The following is a 19092-nucleotide window of genomic DNA, read 5'->3' on the forward strand; positions in this document are numbered from 1 at the left end:
TAGCGGTAAATGTCAAGCGATCATTCCATTTTGAACGTTATCTGGGCCACTGCGAACCTCATGTATGCGTTCTTCGCCAGGATTTTCTGGGATAAATCCACCTGCTTGCATTTTCCATAACCTGTGATAAGCACCGCCAAGTGCCAGTAGTTTAGCGTGGGAACCATCTTCAATAATGCGACCTTTATCGAACACTAAAATCCGGTCTAGATGGACGATGGTAGATAGTCGATGAGCCACCACGATAACCGTTTTCCCATTCATTGCTAAGTCGAGGGTATCTTGGATCGCTTTTTCGGTAATTGAATCGAGGCTAGAGGTGGCTTCATCTAAAATCAGGATCGGCGCATCTTTGAGGATGACGCGAGCGATCGCAATGCGTTGTCTCTGCCCTCCAGATAACTTGACACCACGTTCGCCCACCAGAGAATTGTAACCATCCTGACTTTGGATGATGAAATCGTGAGCATTAGCCTTTCGCGCCGCCTCGAACACTTCCTCATCGGTTGCATCTAAGCGTCCGTAACGGATATTTTCTAGCAAAGTGCGATGGAACAAAGATGGATCTTGAGGAATCAAACTGATTTGAGCGTGTAGGGCATCCTGAGTCATGTCTCGAATATCGATCCCATCAATAATAATCTGTCCAGATTGGGGGTCGAATAAACGCAGAATTAGATTGACAAAGCTGGATTTTCCCGAACCAGAGAAGCCCACAAGTCCGACACGCTGTCCCGGTTGGATAGTAACAGAAAGGTTATTAAAAACTTTCTTTTCATCCGAGTAATTGAAATTCACCCGGCGAAACTCAATCTTACCTTGGGTAATTGGGTGTGCGATCGCGCGATCGCGATCGACCAACTCATGAGGTTGAACGATAGTAAAGACACCATTGGCGACATTGCCAATATGTTCAAAAAATTCTAGAAAGCGGCGGCTCAAATTCCGCGCTTCACTGATAATCAACAGCGACAGGCTAGTTGCCACAACGAAATCAGCAGTAGCGATCTTCCCTTGACTCCAGAGAGAGAGCGAGTAATACAAGGTGCTGATTTTTAGAATGGCTGCCGAGATGAACTGAAACCAGCGAATTCGCTCCGAATACCAGTTGGACTTTCTCACCTGTTTGAGTTCGCGGCTTAATTGCTCATTCAAATAGCGTCGTTCAAAACCCAAACGAGCAAACAATCGGCTACTGGTGAGATTTGTTACTGTATCTACAATGATGCCAGTTGTCTCACTTCTGGCGGCTGCGGCTTTCCGAGAGTAAATTCGGCAGCGAGTTGCCAGCCAGAACGAAATACTGATAAAGAGAACTGCCCACACGCCCACGAGTGCAGCCAGAGGAGGATAAGCGCGATACAGTATCGTCGTGGCGACGGTGTACACAACAATTACTGGCATAAATTCAGTAATCAACATTTGCATCGTCTGAGTAACACCCAGAGAAGTTTCGCTAATTCGATGTGCTAATGCCCCAGAAAAACTGCTGCTCATGTAGCGATGTGAATGGTGTTGCAAGTAGGCATATAGCGATCGCACAATATGTTGTCGGTGGATTGGATGGAGGATAGTTTGCAAGAGTCCAGCCGAACGCCCGAATACCACTTCACCCACACTCAAGCCGATGAACAGCATCAAGGGTTGTCTCATGGCATCAAAAATGGGCTGGCTGTCGCCCGTTGATTTCGTCACACCTCGGATGATCTCACCAATGGCATAAGGCAACATAATGCCACAGGTTGCGTGTACCATCTCCAGGCTGACCATTAATACATACCACCAGCGAAACTGGTTAACGAAATATAAAATGAACCTGAATGGAGTTGATGGTAGGTTTGGTGCATCAGCTGCACGTTGAAAGGGTTTGAATTGTCTGGTCTTTTTCGTCATGAAGGTCGATCCACTAGCATCATTTTGGCTGTTCTACAAGATAAAAATGGACGACTATATTAAGCCGTCCGGTGGGATTAGGAACTTCTGGCAGCACTGTTTAAAATTGGTCATTTGTCATTTGTCATTTGTCATTCGTCGCGTCCCTACTCTCCTAATTTCTAACGAAGAGAATCTCCCCTTCGGTATTCGGCGGTTAAGTCATCTAACTTTTGTTTCAAACTGTCGTCAAGTTTGACTTCCACTGCCTTGAGGTTGTCAGCAAGTTGTTGTGGGCGGCTAGCGCCGATGATGGGGGCAGTGATAATGGGATTAGATAAAACCCAAGCCACTGCTAGAGTGGTGAGCGAGAATCCGGCGAGATCCGCGACTGTGCGTAAAGCCTCGACAGTATCGAACTCGCGATCGTGCCAGTAACGATCCTGATAACGTTCTGCGGCAGCACCTAGTGTAAAACGTGTACCGGAGGTGGGGCCTTGAGCGAGAATGTGTTTGCCGGTGAGCAGACCACCCGCCAACGGATTGTAGGAAATTACACCCAGTCCTTCTTCTTTGGCTAGGGGCAATAGTTCTCGCTCAATTTCACGGAACAACAGGTTGTAGCGGGGCTGAATTGAGATAAATCGGGTTAGATTGCGTGTTTCGGCGCGACCCAAGGCGCGGGCGAGTCGGTACGCTAAGAAGTTGGAAACCCCTATGTAGCGTACCTTACCAGCACGCACTACCGCGTCTAGTGCTTCTAGAGTTTCATCTAGTGGGGTGGAAGCATCGTCGGAGTGCAATTGGTACAGGTCGATATAGTCAGTTCCCAAACGTCGTAGGGAAGCATCGATCGCATCTAGAATATGTTTGCGCGAAGCCCCCTGATCCCAAGGTGCAGGGCCAACCCGGCCGACGCACTTGGTAGCTAAAATAAAATGTTCGCGTTTGCCTTTGAGCCAGCGCCCAACGATTTCTTCGGTACGTCCAGCAGTGGCAAGCCCGCCGCCAAGTGGATAAACATCGGCTGTATCCAAAAAGTTGATTCCGCCATCGGCCGCCGTGTCAAGGATATCTCTAGAAGTTTCTTCGTCAGTCTGCAATCCAAAGGTCATGGTGCCAAGACAAAGGCGGGAAACAGTTAATCCAGTTTTTCCAAGATTGGTGGTTGGTAAAGTCACGTCGCTTCGCTCCGAATTCAAAATTCAAAATTAATAATCCCCATACTTATCTGCGCCTCTGCGGTTCGTTTTTTTGGATAATTTATTTCTTGGAAATCCCTTAAGGCTCTTTATTAAAGTCAAATTTTTAACGAATCGCAGAGGCGCAGAGAACACAGAGAGAAGAGAAAAAATGCTTAACTAAATCGTATTGGGTCATGGGGATTGAGAAAAATCTTCTTTTGTATCTCAGTCCCCAGTCTCTGAGCGCTGACTTTTGGGGCTTTTGCCTTAGACAACTACAGCAGTGTTGCGACGGCTCAGGGAAACTAGCCACTGTTGCAACTTCGGATCGCTGTATACTTCATCTGCAATAAAATGATCGCCTTCCGGCAACACTGTCAAATCGACTTTTCCGCCTACTTTGCGTAAGCGCTCAACAAAATGTTCTGTATCTTCAATTGGCAGATTTTTGTCTTGTCCACCTTGAAATATCTGAACAGGAATGTCTTTAAGTGCAGCTAGTTCGCTTTCTGCTAATGTATTGGGTACACGTCCAGATACAGGTACTAGACCTGCGAAGCGATCGGGATGTAAAGCCGCGATATGCCAGATACCGGCCGAGCCTAAGCTGAACCCAGCTAATATCACCCGCGCTGGATCGACCGGCTGGGAAGAAATTAGTTCATCAAGCAAAGCCAGCACGTCATCTGCTCGATCTGCCCAAGTCTGTTCAGCCGGAATCTGGGGTGCGGCGAAGACATAAGGTAATGAGTCGGATAAATCTACAAAACGAGGTAGTCCCCATTTCAGCAGTACATTCAGATCATTACCGCGATCACGTCCTCCATGCAAAAACAGTACTAAGGGTGCAGGTTGCTTGGCATTCTCAGAAACAGGCGAGAAAAGATAAGGCAAGGAACCATTGTTAATGGCGTGAGAGCGTTGTTCGACAGGCATTGTTCTGACTCCTAATTTAATTTGGGTATTGGGCATGGGGGAATGGCACTAAGAAAAGCTGAAAGGTTTGCCTGGAGTGGGTGTGGGAGGTGTGGGGAGTGTGGGGAGTGTGGGGAGTAAGATTTCTTCTCCATCCTCCCTCCCCTCCCACACCTCCCACACTCAAAAGCCTTACAAATAATGGATTCGCCGTTATCTTAGTGCCATTCGGGCATGGGGTATTGATTATTTCTCCTCATCTCCTCCCCACGCCCTCATCTCGGTTTTTATGCCACCACCAGGCTCTTGTCCACTTGTTTAAATTCGGTGTTACCTACCTTAGATTCGATCGCTGTACCCTTGAAGAATTCGGGGTTAGCTTGGGTGTAAAACTTGTAGGGATTAGCGAATACATAGGATTTGAAGTCGGCTTCGGAAATAACGCCTTCTTGTACGAGATCCCAGCTTTCAGCCAAGGGGGAAGTCAAGTCTGGTACATCCCAGTGACCAACATCGGAGGAATAGATGGCGTTGATTTTGACTCCCAAGGGATTGGCTTTGTCGTTAAATGCCGTAGCGATGGTGCGATCATCAGACTCGGAACCAAAGAAGAAACTGTTTACCCAGCGATCGCGGATGTCTTCAATTGTTTCAATACCTGCTGCTGCAAAATCATCCAATTCGCTACCAATTGGCGCACGGCTATGACGGCTAAATGAAGCTCCCAGTACAGTCTTGGTCAATTCGTCTTTATCGAGGGAATACCCTTGAGTAATTTCTGCACCATAGCGCTCAAATATTTCAAATAGCTCATCAGGATTTGTCAATGCTGGATTGTAATTTTCCAGTGCCTTGATATTGCGCTTCAAGAAACGATCTACCAAATGAATGTAGACCCGCGCACCCCAATCTGCACCACCTTCGAGCATGGCTACACGCAACTGGGGAAAACGCTTGGTAACACCACCGAAGAACAACGCCTTTGCAAATGCTTCCGAACCATCGGCGAAGTGACCGATATGGTTGTTCATGTAGTTACTAATGGAAGAGCGTCCAGTCCAACCTTGGCTACCGTAATGGGTGGTGACGGGTACGCCTAGTTCCACGACCTTTGCCCAGAAGGGATCGTAGTCGTATTCACTATCTAGTCCGTAAAAGTCGATATAAGACGCATATTTGGCGATTTCGGGGAATTTATCGGCTGGATATTTATCAGCGATCGCTTTAATCGGCCGTTTCACTCCGCCAGTGATATTAATCACTTTTAAACCGAGTGTTTTTACTGCAAACTCTAGCTCCTCAATGCCTTCTTCGGGAGTAGTTAAGGGGATGCCAGCAACCGGTGTCAGGCGATCGCTATATTTCCGGTAAATATCAGCATGATAATGATTTACCGCGCGTTGCAGTGCTTGACGATTCTCTGCACTGGCTCCAGCCGGTGCTAGGACATTATTCGGAAACAGCACCGAATAGTCTGATCCTTGCTCTGCCTGACGTTCATAGAGCAATCCGGGGAGGGTATAAGTAGCGAGATCCAGCGTATTTTTGGTAACTCTAGCCCACCAAGGCGATCTGATTGTCCGATTGTATTGACGTTCTTCAGGGGTTTGTTGATACCAGTCTTTACCGTTGCTCTTGGAGTTAAGACGGGAAGCTTCTGTCTTACGTAACTCGTCTACAAGCTTCACACCGCCGTACTTAGCAATGTAATCCTCAAACGCCGGTGTGAAATCATTGGTATGAACGTCGGTGTCAATTACCGGATAATCAAGGGTTGCTCTGATTGCGGCGGAGCGTGAGGTCTTTAATCGGCTATATTCAGTCATGTTTTTTCCTTTAAAAAATTACAAGGTTTTCCTAGTAGTCTGCCAACCCAAAAATGCTGCGTGATGGCTGGGTAAAGGGGAAGGGGTAAGGGGTAAGGGATTTGAAACCTTTCCCCCTTCCCCTTTACCCTTTACCCCGCCAAGTTCACTTGGCGAACTACTAGCAGCGTTGGATACTGGTTAGTGTGTTAGGACTTATGCAAGAACTCTCTGAAACTCTTATTTCTCCGTGTCCTCTGCGTCCTCTGCGGTTCGATTTCGGAGGCGATCTACAGAAGGTGCGATTTAAAAGGTATGGCTTAAACATCTGCGAAAAACTTATTTACGCCAACACAAGGCTCTTGTCTACTTGTTTTGCAGCAAAACGATTGACCGGACGACGCAATCCCAGGTTTTCACGCAAGGTACTACCCTCATATTCGGTACGGAACAATCCGCGTTTTTGCAAGATGGGAACGACTAAGTTAACGAATTCATCTAATCCTGTGGGAAGGATTGGCGGCATAATATTAAAGCCGTCTGCTGCACCGTTGTTGAACCATTCTTCTAGCTGATCGGCAATGGTTTCGGGTGTACCAAGGATGGTGCGATGTCCTCGTGCGGTGGCAAGAGAAAGATATAACTGACGCAGTGTGAGAGTACCACGAGTCGCCAAATCTCTAACTAGTTTAAGACGACTCTTGTTAGTGTTGGTGTCGCTGGGCAGTTCAGGAGCCACATCATCTAGAGAATATTTAGACAGATCCACGCCTTTGTAATAGTTCTTTAAAATTCCCCAGGCGACATCAGGATGAATCAAAGATTGCAGGAATTCGTACTTCTCTTGAGCTTCTGATTCGGTACGGCCAATGATTGGGAAAGCACCGGGCATAATTTTTAGATCGTCTGGCGATCGCCCATATTGTGCTAATCTCCCTTTCACATCAGCATAAAATTCTTGGGCATCAGCTAGGGTTTGATTGGCGGTGAAAATCACTTCGGCGGTGCGTGCAGCTAAGTCTCGTCCAGATTCTGAGGCTCCAGCCTGAACAATCACGGGGTAGCCTTGAGGCGGACGACCGACATTTAAAGGGCCTTGGACAGAAAAATATTTGCCCTTATGGTTGAGTGTATGCAGTTTGTCTGGATCGAAATAAACACCAGATTCTTTGTCACGGATAAAAGCATCATCTTCCCAGCTATCCCACAGTCCTTTAACTACTTCCACAAACTCTTCAGCGCGTTCATAACGCTGGCTATGTTCCGGGTGATGCTCAAGCCCGAAATTACGAGCGGCGTTCTCATTGCCTGTAGTGACTACATTCCACCCTGCACGACCGTTACTCAAGTAGTCCAACGAGGCAAACTTCCGGGCCAAGGTGTAGGGTTCTTCATAAGTAGTCGAGGCGGTGGAAATGAAGCCGATGTTTTTGGTGACAGAGGACAAGGCCGAGAAAAGAGTGACCGGCTCAAAATGGGCGATTTTACCGTTGCGATACTGACTTTCTGGAGAGCCACCCCAAACTCCTGGGCTATCTGCCAAGAAAACTGCATCAAACAAGCCGCGTTCAGCAGTCTGGGTAATTTCCTTGTAATGCTCGAAATTCAATCCAGCATCTGCTTGTGCATTGGGGTGTCGCCAAGATGAGACATGATGACCGGTGGCTTGAACGAATGCACCTAAACGAAACTTGCGTGTTGTATTCATAAGCTTTTTTGTTTTCTATAGTGTGATTGCTGATTTGCGTATAGCTAATGGCTTTTCATCTAACGTCAGTGTGCGATCGCTAATTCCTAACTGTTTGTAAAATCCTTATAACTAGGTGGTAAGTGTCTGATGAGTAAACAACAATATGTTTGCTTTCAACTGCTGACATCCACCCAAAAAAATACTTAGATGGCAGATTGATAAAATCCTTTCCATACAAAGCTTTGGGCTAGCATTTACTGCTAACTCCACACTGAATTTAATAATGTAATGCTTTCAAAGCAACTAAAATGTAGACTTCAGTTGCTCTATATGGAATGAAAATAACCAAACTGTAAGTCAGGTTAATACCACAGCAAAATTAGGGTTGCTGCTGCTTGGCGCTCGAATTACCATAAATTTATGTAGCAATCTTACTCCGCAAATAGAGTCTACACGATGCTTACAAAAAAATATGTACTGACCAACACAATATCATGAATAACTAATTATTAGATAATCTAATATTAAGTATTGCAAACTAATTATTCAATATCTCAAATTAACTGTCTCGTTTGCGATGACCTCCGGTCGGTCGGAGACCATCGCATCCGGCGGGTGGGTACGCGATCGCAGCACACTTAAAAAATAATCGTCGTTTTTGTAACCCAGAATCGCGTAATACGCAACGTGAATACTTCTCAGATAAGACCAAAACACTTGTAGAGACGGCGATTTATCGCGTCTCAAAACCTATGAATGGTAAAAACCCGGCTTCTCTATAAAAACCGGGTTTTTAAGTAATTTTTAATTTATTTTGGAACAGTACAACAGGGCAATAAAGGCTTGTTTACAACTTCTTTAATCTCTACTGAATTCAACAAATCTTCCCAATATTTCTGAACTTCGGGATCATTAGGACGCTGGCGGCGTAAATTAGCTAAAGTTCTGAGAGAATCTTCCCAAAATCCCGCAGTTGCAAATAGAACTGCACGATCCAAGTCTGTGTTTGGTTGGTTTAATTGAAGAGATAGATTTTCATCTTGCGATCGCACTATTGTACCTTCTACATAAGAGTCTTTATCGCGGTTGTTGGTATCACAAATCATTGAAAAAGTCCAACTATACTCTTTACCGATTTGTAGAGATGGCTGATTAGCAGGTACATTTACACTAACAATACCATTCTGCCCAACAGGTTTGAAAGTGCCTTTATATAATGGGTCGGAGCTATCATCATCCCGCAAAACAAATTCTAGGGCTTGAACTGTTGTAGAGGTTTGAGGAATATAGAAAAATAATGTGGGACGCTCTGCTGTGGTTCGTTGAGCTTCCTTATCTGTCGGTGTCAAGGGAATGATATTTTGTCCAGTTTGAAAGCAACTTCCTCGTGTTCCTGCTGACCTTACCCTACCAGGTCTACCTGGGACAAAGGCAATACGATTTCTACCGCGTTGGATGTAACTTGTAACATTTCTAATTGCAGCAGTAGCATACCTATCTCCTGGACGTAACCGTTCTGCTTGCTGAAAATTCAATAAAGCTTTTCGATAATTTCTCCGTTTGGTTTCGTTATAGCCGAGCTGCATATATTGCGTGTAAGCAGATTTGGCTTGTGCCAGTTGCAAAACTGACTCTGTTGCCAAAACCTGTGTAGTAAGCACAGGTTCTAACGGAAGAAATGCTAAAGCTGCAAGCAAATAGCTTGCCCAAAATCTATGTTTCATAATCTCCATTTCCACTTGTAGTACGTTAATTGGGTCTATATAATACAATACCCTAAGCTTGACAGTAGCAAGGCTTTATGTACCAGTTTATGGAAATGCTGAGGTAGCCTTCTAATACGGTTGGCTAAAGCGCAATACAGTTCATATAAGACCAAAATACTTGTAGAGACGGCGATTTATCGCGTCTCAAAACCCACGATACCGTATTGGGTAGCCTTCTACTTTTGCACAAGAAGATTCCCAACTTATTTTAGGACTTACACAAAACTATACGGTGTAGGGGCAATTCATGAATTGATCCTACACCGTGGATCTATTTTCTATCAAAGAATGATTAATAAAAACCTGAAACGACGTATTTATTATGCTTTATCAACAACACTTGTAGAGACATAGCAGTGCTACATCTCTACATTATCTGTCATCAAATATCTAATGAGGTACAGCTAATTGTGCATCAGCTACTTGGGCATTATCGACAACGATTTGGCGGAATGAATCGCCTTCAATTGTTTCTTCTTCTATTAACAAATCTACTAAACGCTCCAAAACTATGCGATTTTCTTCCAACAGTTCTTTTGCCTTGATATAAGAGTTGTTGACAATTTCACGCACCTGTGAATCAATTTTGGCAGCAATTTCTTCAGAATAGTCTGATTTATTCATCCAGTCGCGTCCTAAAAATACCTCTCCACTCTGATTTTCCAGAGACAATGGGCCTAATTCTGACATCCCGAAGCGTGTCACCATCTGCCGCGCCATTCCTGTCACCTGTTGCAAGTCATTGCTTGCACCTGTGGTAACTTCTGGCTTACCAAAAACGATTTCCTCGGCGGCGCGACCACCCAAAGTTGCAGTAATCCGGGATTTGAGTTGGGAACGGGAAACTAACCCCTGTTCTTCGTTAGGAGTAAACCAAGTTAATCCAAGTGCTTGTCCCCGTGGAATTAATGTAACTTTCTGCACAGGATCATGGTCTTTGAGCAATGTGCCTACTAAAGCGTGTCCAACTTCATGATAAGCAATCAAGCGTTTGCTCTTGCTGTCTACTAATGCAGTACCTTCCATACCTGCAACAACTCTATCCACAGCAGCATCAATTTCTAAAATGGTGACAGCTTCTTTGCGTCTCCTAGCAGTGAGAATAGCAGCTTCGTTGAGTAGGTTGGCTAAGTCTGCGCCGGTAAAACCAGGAGTGCGGCGAGCGATCGCTTCTAATGATACGCTAGGATCGATTTTCTTATTCCGGGCGTGGACTTTCAAAATTTCCAGTCGCCCTTTGAGATCGGGTGGATCGACCATCACTTGTCTGTCAAAGCGTCCCGGTCTGAGTAACGCTGTATCTAAGACATCTGGGCGGTTAGTGGCAGCAATAATAATAATGCCTGTGTTACCTTCAAAACCATCCATTTCGGTGAGCAGTTGATTGAGGGTTTGTTCGCGCTCATCGTTACCGCCACCGATACCAGCACCCCGTTGTCTACCTACTGCGTCAATTTCATCGATAAATATTAGACATGGGGCATTTTCTTTGGCTTTCTTGAAGAGGTCACGCACGCGAGATGCACCCACACCAACGAACATTTCCACGAATTCTGAACCGGAAATACTGAAGAATGGTACACCTGCTTCACCTGCGATCGCTTTTGCTAGTAAAGTTTTACCAGTACCAGGAGGGCCAATTAACAGCACTCCTTTGGGAATGCGTGCGCCTACAGCCGTAAATCTTTCTGGCTGTTTCAAGAAAGTAACAACTTCTTCCAGGTCTTCTTTGGCTTCTTCAACCCCGGCGACATCTTCAAATTTCACTCCGGTTTTGGCTTCCATTTGGAAACGAGCTTTGGATTTGCCGAAATTCATCGCTTGGCTAGAAGCGTTTGTAGAGCGTCGGAGGAACAATAGCATTAAAGCTACCAGTGGCAAAATCCACATAAGATTAATCAACAGCCCAACAGCGGCTCGACTGTTAGCAGAGGAAACTTCGCCAAACTCAACATTCTTATCTTTGAGTATGTTAATTAACTCTGTGTTTTGTGCCAGAAGTCTCACCTGTTGCGGTGGCGTATTTTCCTTTTGCCCTTTGAGATAAACTCTGGCTAGCTGTTCGGTTTCGTCAAGCTCTACTTTTTGGACTTCTCCCGCCTTCGCTTTCTTGAGCAAATCACCATAGTTTAGAGAGGTACTAGAGGTACTAGAAGTACTCTCTGCTTTTTGTGCCAAGACGGGGGTACTCCCGAAAATTCCTGGTAACATAATCAAGCTAGCTGCGATGCCTGCGGCGGTCACTGAGCGCAACCGAAGTGCAGGTTTCGCCAACACATCAACCCAAGCAACACGCTTTGATGACTGCCTTTTTACCAATGCTTTTTTTCCCAAATTTGTCATAATAATTACCCTTTGTCTGCTGGCACAAGTTGAGCTATGGTTTTATGCCTATTCTTCTACTAAAAATTGTAATAACTGGAAATTACACTTTTCTTATCTAGTCTAACTTCCACACAAAAGCATTCCCATGTTTCTCCGGTTATTACATAAATTTGAGCAACTTGGATAATTATTCTGGCTCCTAACTCCTAACTTTTTCATCCTCAAATTTTCCAGCAGAGATTAATTTGACACATTCAGACACAAATCGCTAAGATAAACATAGTCATAACGATTCCGCTTTTTAAGAAATCTGGTGATAGTAGCTAGTTAATAGTTTGTAGGTTAATTATGGTGAGAATTGTTGGTATTGCTGGTAGTTTAAGACCAAACTCCTATACGCAGCTTGCTTTACAAGTAGCAGTGCAAAGGATAGAAGCCCTTGGTGCAGAGGTAGAAATTCTTGATTTAAGACAGTTGCAGTTACCATTTTGCACTGGCGCAAAAGAGTATCTAGAATACCCAGATGTGAAGCGGTTACAGGATACTGTCAGTCAGTCAGATGGATTAATTTTAGCCACACCTGAGTATCATGGTGGGGTTAGTGGTGTCCTGAAAAATGCTCTAGATTTGATGAGCTTTGAGCAACTGTCTGATAAAGTGACAGGACTAATCAGCGTATTGGGCGGTCAGTCAAATAGTAACGCATTAAATGACCTACGGTTAATAGTCAGATGGGTTCATGGTTGGGTAATTCCAGAACAAATTGCGATCGGACAAGCTTGGGGTGCATTCAGTCCTGAAGGCAAGCTAGTAGATGAGAAGCTTTCTCAAAGATTTGATGAATTTGCTCAAAGTTTAGTTGATAATACTCGCAAGCTGCGAGGCGTAAATTAGTTGTAGGGTGGGCAAAGCTAAACCCACCCTCGTAAACTCAAAACTTAATGATGATGGTGGTGGTGATGGTGATCTCCAGCGAGTTGGGGATTAACTGCCAAAGGTTGCTCTGACAACAACTCTGCAATATGATCATCAGCCCATTCGGCCACCATTGCTAAGAATTCTGGATGGTCATTAACGCAAGCCATTTGCACGTAGTTCGTACCAGGATGCTGTTTCTCTAAAGCATGGATGATATGGTGTACATCCAATAGAGTTTCGTGGTTTTCTGTGGCAAAGCCAATTGGCATAAAAATTACCACTTTTGCACCCAATTGGATCAGGTTATTTGCCGCTTGTTCGGCGTTTGGCTGTGTCCAATCAATTAAGGGCGTGTCATGATTGAGCCAACCCACCGAGATTAACGGATAGCGGTTAATCAACTTATCCCGAACTAAATCGTACATTGCTTCACTTTCGGCAATCCCAGAAGTAAAGCCTTTAGCTTTATGGGGACAGCCGTGGTTCATTAGCACAATGCCGATTTGAGAAGGGAGATAAGCTCCTGCTAATTCAGCAATTTTCTCTTCAACCAGATGAGCCATCAAATCGATGTAAGCTGGTTCGTTGAAGAAAGAAGGAATGTAACGCTGTGCTTTAACCCAGTGTTCCTCACCATCAGCCAACTCAACAAGAGCATTGTTAACTTGCTCGATCGCAATCCCACTGGTAAAGATAGAGTCAACAACTAGCAGTGGGTAGATTAGCAGCTTGTCGAAGCCTTGGTTTTTGATTTCTGCCAAGACTTGATTGGGTAGAAAAGGGGCACAGAAGTTAAAAGCCTTGAAAACTTGAACCTTATCACCCCATTTTTCTTGTAAATTCTTCTCAATCCCAGCCCGTTGCTGTTCAAAGATGGCGTTGTGTGGGGAAATAAAATCGTGGTGTGTGTGTCCCCACTCATGGCGGTCAAAGAGCGCCAAAAGCTTTGCCAGAGGGGGATAAATCCAGGTTGGTACTGGTGCGAATTTTGCTGTCAGTAGATTTAAAGCCTGTTCGTTATAGTTGGCGAAATCTTCGTAGCTTTCGACTTCGCCGTAGCCCATCAGCAGTACGGCTACACGTTCTTTACCTGATAGATGCTCGTGGGTGTGTTGTACTTTTTCCGGCGTGGCAACCACAATTAGTTCCTCAATATAACCAGAGTGCAGAGAAATATAAAATAAGGGAATAGCTTACACATATCCCTTCCTTACTTGTAACTTATTATCCCATCCAGGGGGATAGGATAGGTGGGGAAATCAACATAATACATCAAAAGATATACAAAATTTACGTGGGGCATTGGGTATTGGGCATTGGGCAAGTGGGTATAGAAAATTGAACCAATGCCAATACGGTTCAGTTAAGCCAAGAGACGTGATAAATCGCCGTCAAGACGAAGGATTGATTCTTGTAGAGACGGCGATTTATTGCTTCTTTGTGATTTAGAATTTTCATCAAAAAACCCTAACCCAACCGTAGAATTATCTTCCAATGCCCAATCAGAATAGAGAGATGAATATAATTATTTGCCCTGGAATTCATGAACCAGAGTTAACTGAAAGCTTTAGAGTCGGATTGTTAGATTTAGTTTCTAATGGCGCGATCGCTCCTCATTCCGCAAATATACTGCTTTATCCAGGTAAAGATGTTTTGGTTTTATCAGCATTGCACATCTTGCAGTTTTTGCGCGATCGCTTGACCGACTCTTTAAAATCACCAATTATATTTATTAGCTTTAGTGCTGGCGTAGTTGGGGCAATAGGGGCAGCACATTTGTGGCAACTCTTGGGTGGTAATGTCAAAGCGTTTATTGCTATAGATGGATGGGGAGTACCACTACAGGGTAATTTTCCGATTCATCGGATGAGTCATGATTATTTCACTCATTGGAGTTCGTGTTTGCTAGGTTGTGGGCAAAATAACTTTTATGCACAACCAGCAGTTGATCATTTGTTTATGTGGCGATGTCTAACGAAAAACCCCTCTGAATCTACGTCCCAAGCTGTGCAAGGCTGGTGGGTAGATTCATCCATTGAAATTTCTCCACCCAAAGGTTATCTGACAGCAGCTGAGTTTTTGCTTATGCTGTTAAAGCGCTATGAAGCAAATTAGTCCGGACAATAGAATTAGGAGTTAGGAGTTAGGAGTGGGGAAGGGAAAAGGTTACAGGTGATAGCGTATGGGGATAGTCAAGAAAAACTATACCCCATAGCCCATACCCCAATGGCACTAAGAAAACCTGAAACCTTTGTCTGAGGGAGGTGTGGGAGGATGGGGAGGTGTGGGAGGTGTGGGAGGATGAGGAAGAAATCTGGCTCCCCACACTCCCCACACTCCCCACACTCCCCACACTCAAAAGCTAGTTAAATCACGGGTTTGCGCTTATCTTAGTGCCATTCGCTCATACCCAATGCCCAATGTCCCATCCCCCATGTCCCATCTACCCAAAGAAAGAAAGTATCTAAATGTTTCCAACTGAACCAGCTGCTGTTAATAACGGGTTTGGCGCACTGCTAAAAAACCGTGGTTTTATGCTCCTGTGGATTGGGCAACTGGTGTCCCAGTTAGCAGATAAGGTTTTCTTCGTTTTGATGATTGCTCTGCTGGAGAACTATTCACCGCTTCCTGGCTTGGCACAAAACTCGATGTACTCAACTTTGATGCTGTCCTTTACAATACCAGCAATTTTGTTCGGCTCTGCTGGTGGTATCTTTGTTGACCGCTTGCCAAAAAAGCTAATTATGGTTGGCTCAGATGTTGTGCGGGGAATATTAACACTGTGTCTTCCCTTGTTACCAAGACAGTTTCTGATTCTATTAATCCTAACTTTTGCCATCTCTACGGTGACGCAGTTTTTTGCACCAGCCGAGCAAGCAGCCATTCCCCTGTTGGTGAAGCGAGAGAATTTGTTAGCAGCCAATGCGCTGTTTACCAGCACAATGATGGGAGCTTTAATTGTTGGCTTTGCTATCGGAGAGCCGATTTTGAGTTTGGCGAAAAGCTGGATGGGAGAAGAATACGGTCAAGAGCTTGTGGTTGGTGGATTATACATATTGTCAGCTGCAATCATGCAACCGATTAAGTTTAAAGAACCCAAACGACCAAGGGAACATCGGGCATCAAATAACCCTTGGGTTGAATTCACTGAAAGCCTACGCTATCTCAAGAAAAACCCTTTGATCTTGAACGCTATGCTGCAACTGACAACTTTATATTGTGTGTTTGCAGCGTTAACAGTGCTGACAATCCGATTAGCTGAAGAGTTTGGTTTAAAAGAAAAACAGTTTGGCTTTTTCTTAGCAGCAGCAGGGGTAGGTATGGTATCTGGTGCAGCGATTTTAGGTCACTGGGGTGATAAATTGCATCACAAGCCCCTACCCTTAATTGGATTTTTGATGATGGCACTAGTTTTAGGGGTGTTCACTTTTACGCACAACTTATTACTGGCGCTAGGACTCTGTGCATTTTTGGGTATAGGTGCTGCCCTAATTGGCGTACCCATGCAAACTTTAATTCAACAGCAAACACCATCTACCATGCACGGTAAAGTATTTGGCTTTCAAAATCATGCCGTCAACATCGCTCTGGCGTTACCCCTAGCAATTACTGGGCCATTAACTGATGCTTTGGGCTTGCGAACTGTGCTGGTAGCAATGAGTGTTGTTGTTGTTGTTGTCGGTGTTTGGGCTTGGAAAAATACCCGCAATGTCTTGCAAGACGTAATTTAATTAATGTAGGCTAATAATCTATCTTTATATTGAATATAAAAATTAATCAGGTTTTCATTGAAGTTTTCAACTAAAATGAAATCTTAAATACAGAATCCAGCATTAACTTTAGCTATAGTCTGAGGTTTGACCGTGCGTTCACGAAGTGTCTCCGCAGGAGAATCGCTCTCCCAAATTAGTCTCCCACAAACTGAGAATCACAAACAGTCTCGTCCTTCTAGCCCCCCAGTCGTGCCCAAACGTGCATCTGGCGGTTTTGCTCTACTTGACAGCCTTCATCGCCACGGCGTTGATTATATTTTTGGTTATCCTGGTGGGGCAATTCTACCAATTTATGACGACCTGTATAAGGTGGAAGCAACTGGTGCTATTAAGCACATTCTCGTGAGACACGAACAAGGCGCAGCCCACGCCGCAGACGGTTACGCCCGTGCAACTGGGAAAGTAGGAGTATGTTTTGGCACTTCTGGCCCAGGAGCAACCAACTTGGTGACAGGGATCGCCACCGCCTACATGGATTCAATCCCAATGATTGTGGTTACGGGGCAGGTAGCACGTCCGTCCATTGGTACAGATGCCTTTCAGGAAACCGATATTTACGGCATTACTCTACCCATAGTGAAGCACTCTTATGTAGTGCGTGACCCCAAAGATATGGCGCGAATTGTCGCCGAAGCTTTCCACATCGCTAGCACTGGACGACCGGGGCCAGTTTTAATTGATGTCCCCAAGGATGTAGCTTTAGAAGAATTTGACTATGTACCTGTAAAACCAGGTTCAGTAAAGTTACGCGGTTATCGTCCCACCGTGAAGGGAAATCCCCGGCAAATTAACGCTGCGATTCAGTTGATTACTGAAAGTCGCCGTCCTCTACTGTATATCGGTGGTGGTGCGATCGCAGCTGGTGCCCATGAAGAAATCAAAGAACTAGCTGAATTATTCAACATCCCTGTCACCACCACCTTAATGGGGATCGGTGCCTTTGACGAACATCATCCCCTCGCTTTGGGAATGTTGGGGATGCACGGCACAGCTTACGCTAACTTTGCTGTAAGTGATTGCGACTTGCTGATTTGCGTTGGCGCTAGATTTGACGATCGCGTTACAGGCAAATTAGACGAATTCGCCTCCCGCGCTAAAGTCATTCACATCGACATCGATCCTGCTGAAGTCGGCAAAAACCGCGTTCCCGAAGTGCCCATCGTCGGCGATGTGCGGAACGTCTTAGTAGACTTGTTGCGTCGCTGCAAAGAAACAGGCGTTAAGGCTACACCTAATCAAAACCAAGAGTGGTTAAATTTAGTTAACCGTTGGCGCGATGAGTATCCTTTAATAGTGCCGCAGCACGCCGACAGCATTTCACCCCAAGAAGTGATTGTAGAAGTCAATAGCCAAGCACCCAATGCTTACTACACCACAGATGTTGGACAGCATCAAATGTGGGCAGCACAATTCCTCAAAAACGGCCCAAGGCGCTGGATTTCTAGCGCTGGTTTGGGAACGATGGGTTTTGGCTTACCTGCGGCAATGGGCGCGAAAGTGGCATTTCCTGATGAAGAAGTCATCTGTATTAGCGGTGATGCCAGTTTCCAAATGTGTTTGCAGGAACTTGGTACACTTGCACAGTATGGAATAAATGTCAAGACAATAATTATCAATAACGGCTGGCAAGGAATGGTGCGCCAGTGGCAGCAAGCCTTCTATGGTGAGCGTTACTCATGCTCAAACATGGAAGTAGGGATGCCAGACGTAGAGTTGTTAGCAAAAGCTTATGGCATTAAGGGTATGGTAATTAGCGATCGCAGTCAATTAAAAGATGCGATCGCCGAAATGCTGGCACACAAAGGGCCAGTAATCTTAAATGTCCACGTCACCAGAGATGAAAACTGCTATCCAATGGTAGCTCCAGGCAAGAGCAACGCTCAAATGGTCGGCTTGCAGAAGCAACCGCCCAAAGCAGCAGCAGAGCCAGTTTATTGTAGTAACTGCAATGCCAAAAATGCTCCTACCCACAACTTCTGCGCTGAGTGTGGGACGAAATTGTAACACTTTTTGAGAATTAAATAGTTTTTTTATACGCAGAGGGATGTCTCTCTGCGTATTTTTTATGAAGAAATATTTATACCAATGTATTTTTCTCCATTATTTTGGGAATCCTAAATTTTAGGAAGCATTTTACTTCCTGAAATATCACGTAACTTTTAGAGGATAATTATGTCTAAACGCAAGTTGCCCAAAGGCCGTAGTATTAGTTCAGTTGCTCTAGAACCAGAAGTTGCGATCGCAATCCTTGGACTATTTTCCGCTGCTGCTGATGGTGAAGGTATTTCTTCAACAGAAGAATATGCTTTAAGTGAATTTCTCGGTCGGGTTGACTTATTTGAAGATTATTCTGAAGAAGACTTTGAAGAATTAACCGAAAAAGTCGTCAGTTTGATAGAAGAAGAAGAACCAGAAGATTTAATCGCCCAGTCCATCGAATCTTTACCCAATAGAAGTTATCGTGAAGCTGCATACATCACCGCTATCTTAGTAGTGGGGATTGATGAAGAAGTACCCGAAAGCGAACAAGATTATATCTCTGAGCTTCAGGAAGCCTTAAAGATTTCAGACGAGCGGGCACAAGAACTGATAGACGCAGTGTTCGGCGAAGATGAAGAAGAGGAAGAGGAGTAATCCTTTTTCAATTACAGCCTCAAGCATCTACCATCGTTAATTTGGGGTTGCTAATTTAGAGTAAAAAATAATTTTGTTTGAGTTGAGTTGTTCAGATTCCTGACTTCATAAAGAAGTTGGGAATCTTGCACATTATCAAAATTAATCCGATAGAGCAATACAGTTCAGAATGAGCAACAAAACCCTTATTGTAGAGACGCGATTTATCGC

The 19092-nt window shown here is 44.7% G+C and carries 13 protein-coding genes; 5 read left to right on the plus strand and 8 right to left on the minus strand.

The window, feature by feature from the left end; genetic code table 11:
* Positions 1 to 12 precede the first annotated feature (12 nt).
* The 7 genes from V7K69_RS08855 to ftsH all read right to left on the minus strand — a co-directional run bounded on the left by V7K69_RS08855 (position 13) and on the right by ftsH (position 11575).
* Positions 13 to 1893 carry an ABC transporter ATP-binding protein gene (locus tag V7K69_RS08855; RefSeq protein ID WP_335033359.1) on the minus strand — a complete coding sequence of 627 codons (1881 nt, stop codon included), beginning with the start codon at positions 1891 to 1893 and terminating at the stop codon, positions 13 to 15.
* A 161-nt stretch (positions 1894 to 2054) separates the two neighbouring features.
* Positions 2055 to 3053, minus strand: coding sequence for an aldo/keto reductase (locus tag V7K69_RS08860; protein ID WP_335033361.1), 999 nt, complete (start codon positions 3051 to 3053; stop codon positions 2055 to 2057).
* A 270-nt stretch (positions 3054 to 3323) separates the two neighbouring features.
* Entirely contained in the window at positions 3324 to 3992 is a 669-nt protein-coding gene (locus V7K69_RS08865; RefSeq protein ID WP_335033363.1) for a dienelactone hydrolase family protein, read from the minus strand.
* A gap of 266 nt (positions 3993 to 4258) precedes the next feature.
* Positions 4259 to 5797: an amidohydrolase family protein gene (locus V7K69_RS08870; RefSeq protein ID WP_335033366.1), complete on the minus strand. Its 1539-nt coding sequence runs from the start codon at positions 5795 to 5797 to the stop codon at positions 4259 to 4261.
* 322 nt (positions 5798 to 6119) lie between these two features.
* Positions 6120 to 7484 carry an LLM class flavin-dependent oxidoreductase gene (locus tag V7K69_RS08875; protein WP_335033368.1) on the minus strand — a complete coding sequence of 455 codons (1365 nt, stop codon included), beginning with the start codon at positions 7482 to 7484 and terminating at the stop codon, positions 6120 to 6122.
* 791 nt (positions 7485 to 8275) lie between these two features.
* The gene (locus tag V7K69_RS08880) at positions 8276 to 9190 is read right to left on the minus strand and encodes a DUF928 domain-containing protein (RefSeq protein WP_335033371.1); all 915 of its coding nucleotides are present in this window, start codon (positions 9188 to 9190) and stop codon (positions 8276 to 8278) included.
* A 432-nt stretch (positions 9191 to 9622) separates the two neighbouring features.
* A complete protein-coding gene (gene ftsH, locus V7K69_RS08885) occupies positions 9623 to 11575 on the minus strand; it encodes an ATP-dependent zinc metalloprotease FtsH (protein WP_335033373.1) in 1953 nt (650 codons plus the stop codon).
* A gap of 330 nt (positions 11576 to 11905) precedes the next feature.
* Between ftsH and V7K69_RS08890 the strand changes: the two genes are divergently transcribed.
* Positions 11906 to 12451, plus strand: a complete 546-nt coding sequence (locus V7K69_RS08890; protein WP_335033375.1) for an NADPH-dependent FMN reductase — start codon at positions 11906 to 11908, stop codon at positions 12449 to 12451.
* Positions 12452 to 12495: 44 nt separating this feature from the next.
* Here V7K69_RS08890 and V7K69_RS08895 read toward each other — a convergent pair whose 3' ends face one another.
* Entirely contained in the window at positions 12496 to 13614 is a 1119-nt protein-coding gene (locus V7K69_RS08895) for a ferrochelatase (protein WP_335033377.1), read from the minus strand.
* A gap of 376 nt (positions 13615 to 13990) precedes the next feature.
* On the opposite strand from V7K69_RS08895, the gene V7K69_RS08900 reads away from it, so the two are divergent.
* The 4 genes from V7K69_RS08900 (at position 13991) to V7K69_RS08915 (ending at position 18882) form a co-directional block, all read left to right on the plus strand.
* Complete coding sequence (locus tag V7K69_RS08900) at positions 13991 to 14590, plus strand: hypothetical protein (RefSeq protein WP_335033379.1); 600 nt, start codon at positions 13991 to 13993, stop codon at positions 14588 to 14590.
* Positions 14591 to 14943: 353 nt separating this feature from the next.
* A complete protein-coding gene (locus tag V7K69_RS08905; protein WP_335033381.1) occupies positions 14944 to 16206 on the plus strand; it encodes an MFS transporter in 1263 nt (420 codons plus the stop codon).
* A gap of 132 nt (positions 16207 to 16338) precedes the next feature.
* Entirely contained in the window at positions 16339 to 18252 is a 1914-nt protein-coding gene (gene ilvB, locus V7K69_RS08910; protein ID WP_335033383.1) for a biosynthetic-type acetolactate synthase large subunit, read from the plus strand.
* Positions 18253 to 18420: 168 nt separating this feature from the next.
* Positions 18421 to 18882, plus strand: coding sequence for a tellurite resistance TerB family protein (locus V7K69_RS08915; RefSeq protein WP_335033385.1), 462 nt, complete (start codon positions 18421 to 18423; stop codon positions 18880 to 18882).
* Positions 18883 to 19092: the final 210 nt, after the last annotated feature.

Origin of the sequence: Nostoc sp. (assembly GCF_036917775.1) — a bacterium.
Classification (GTDB): domain Bacteria; phylum Cyanobacteriota; class Cyanobacteriia; order Cyanobacteriales; family Nostocaceae; genus Nostoc.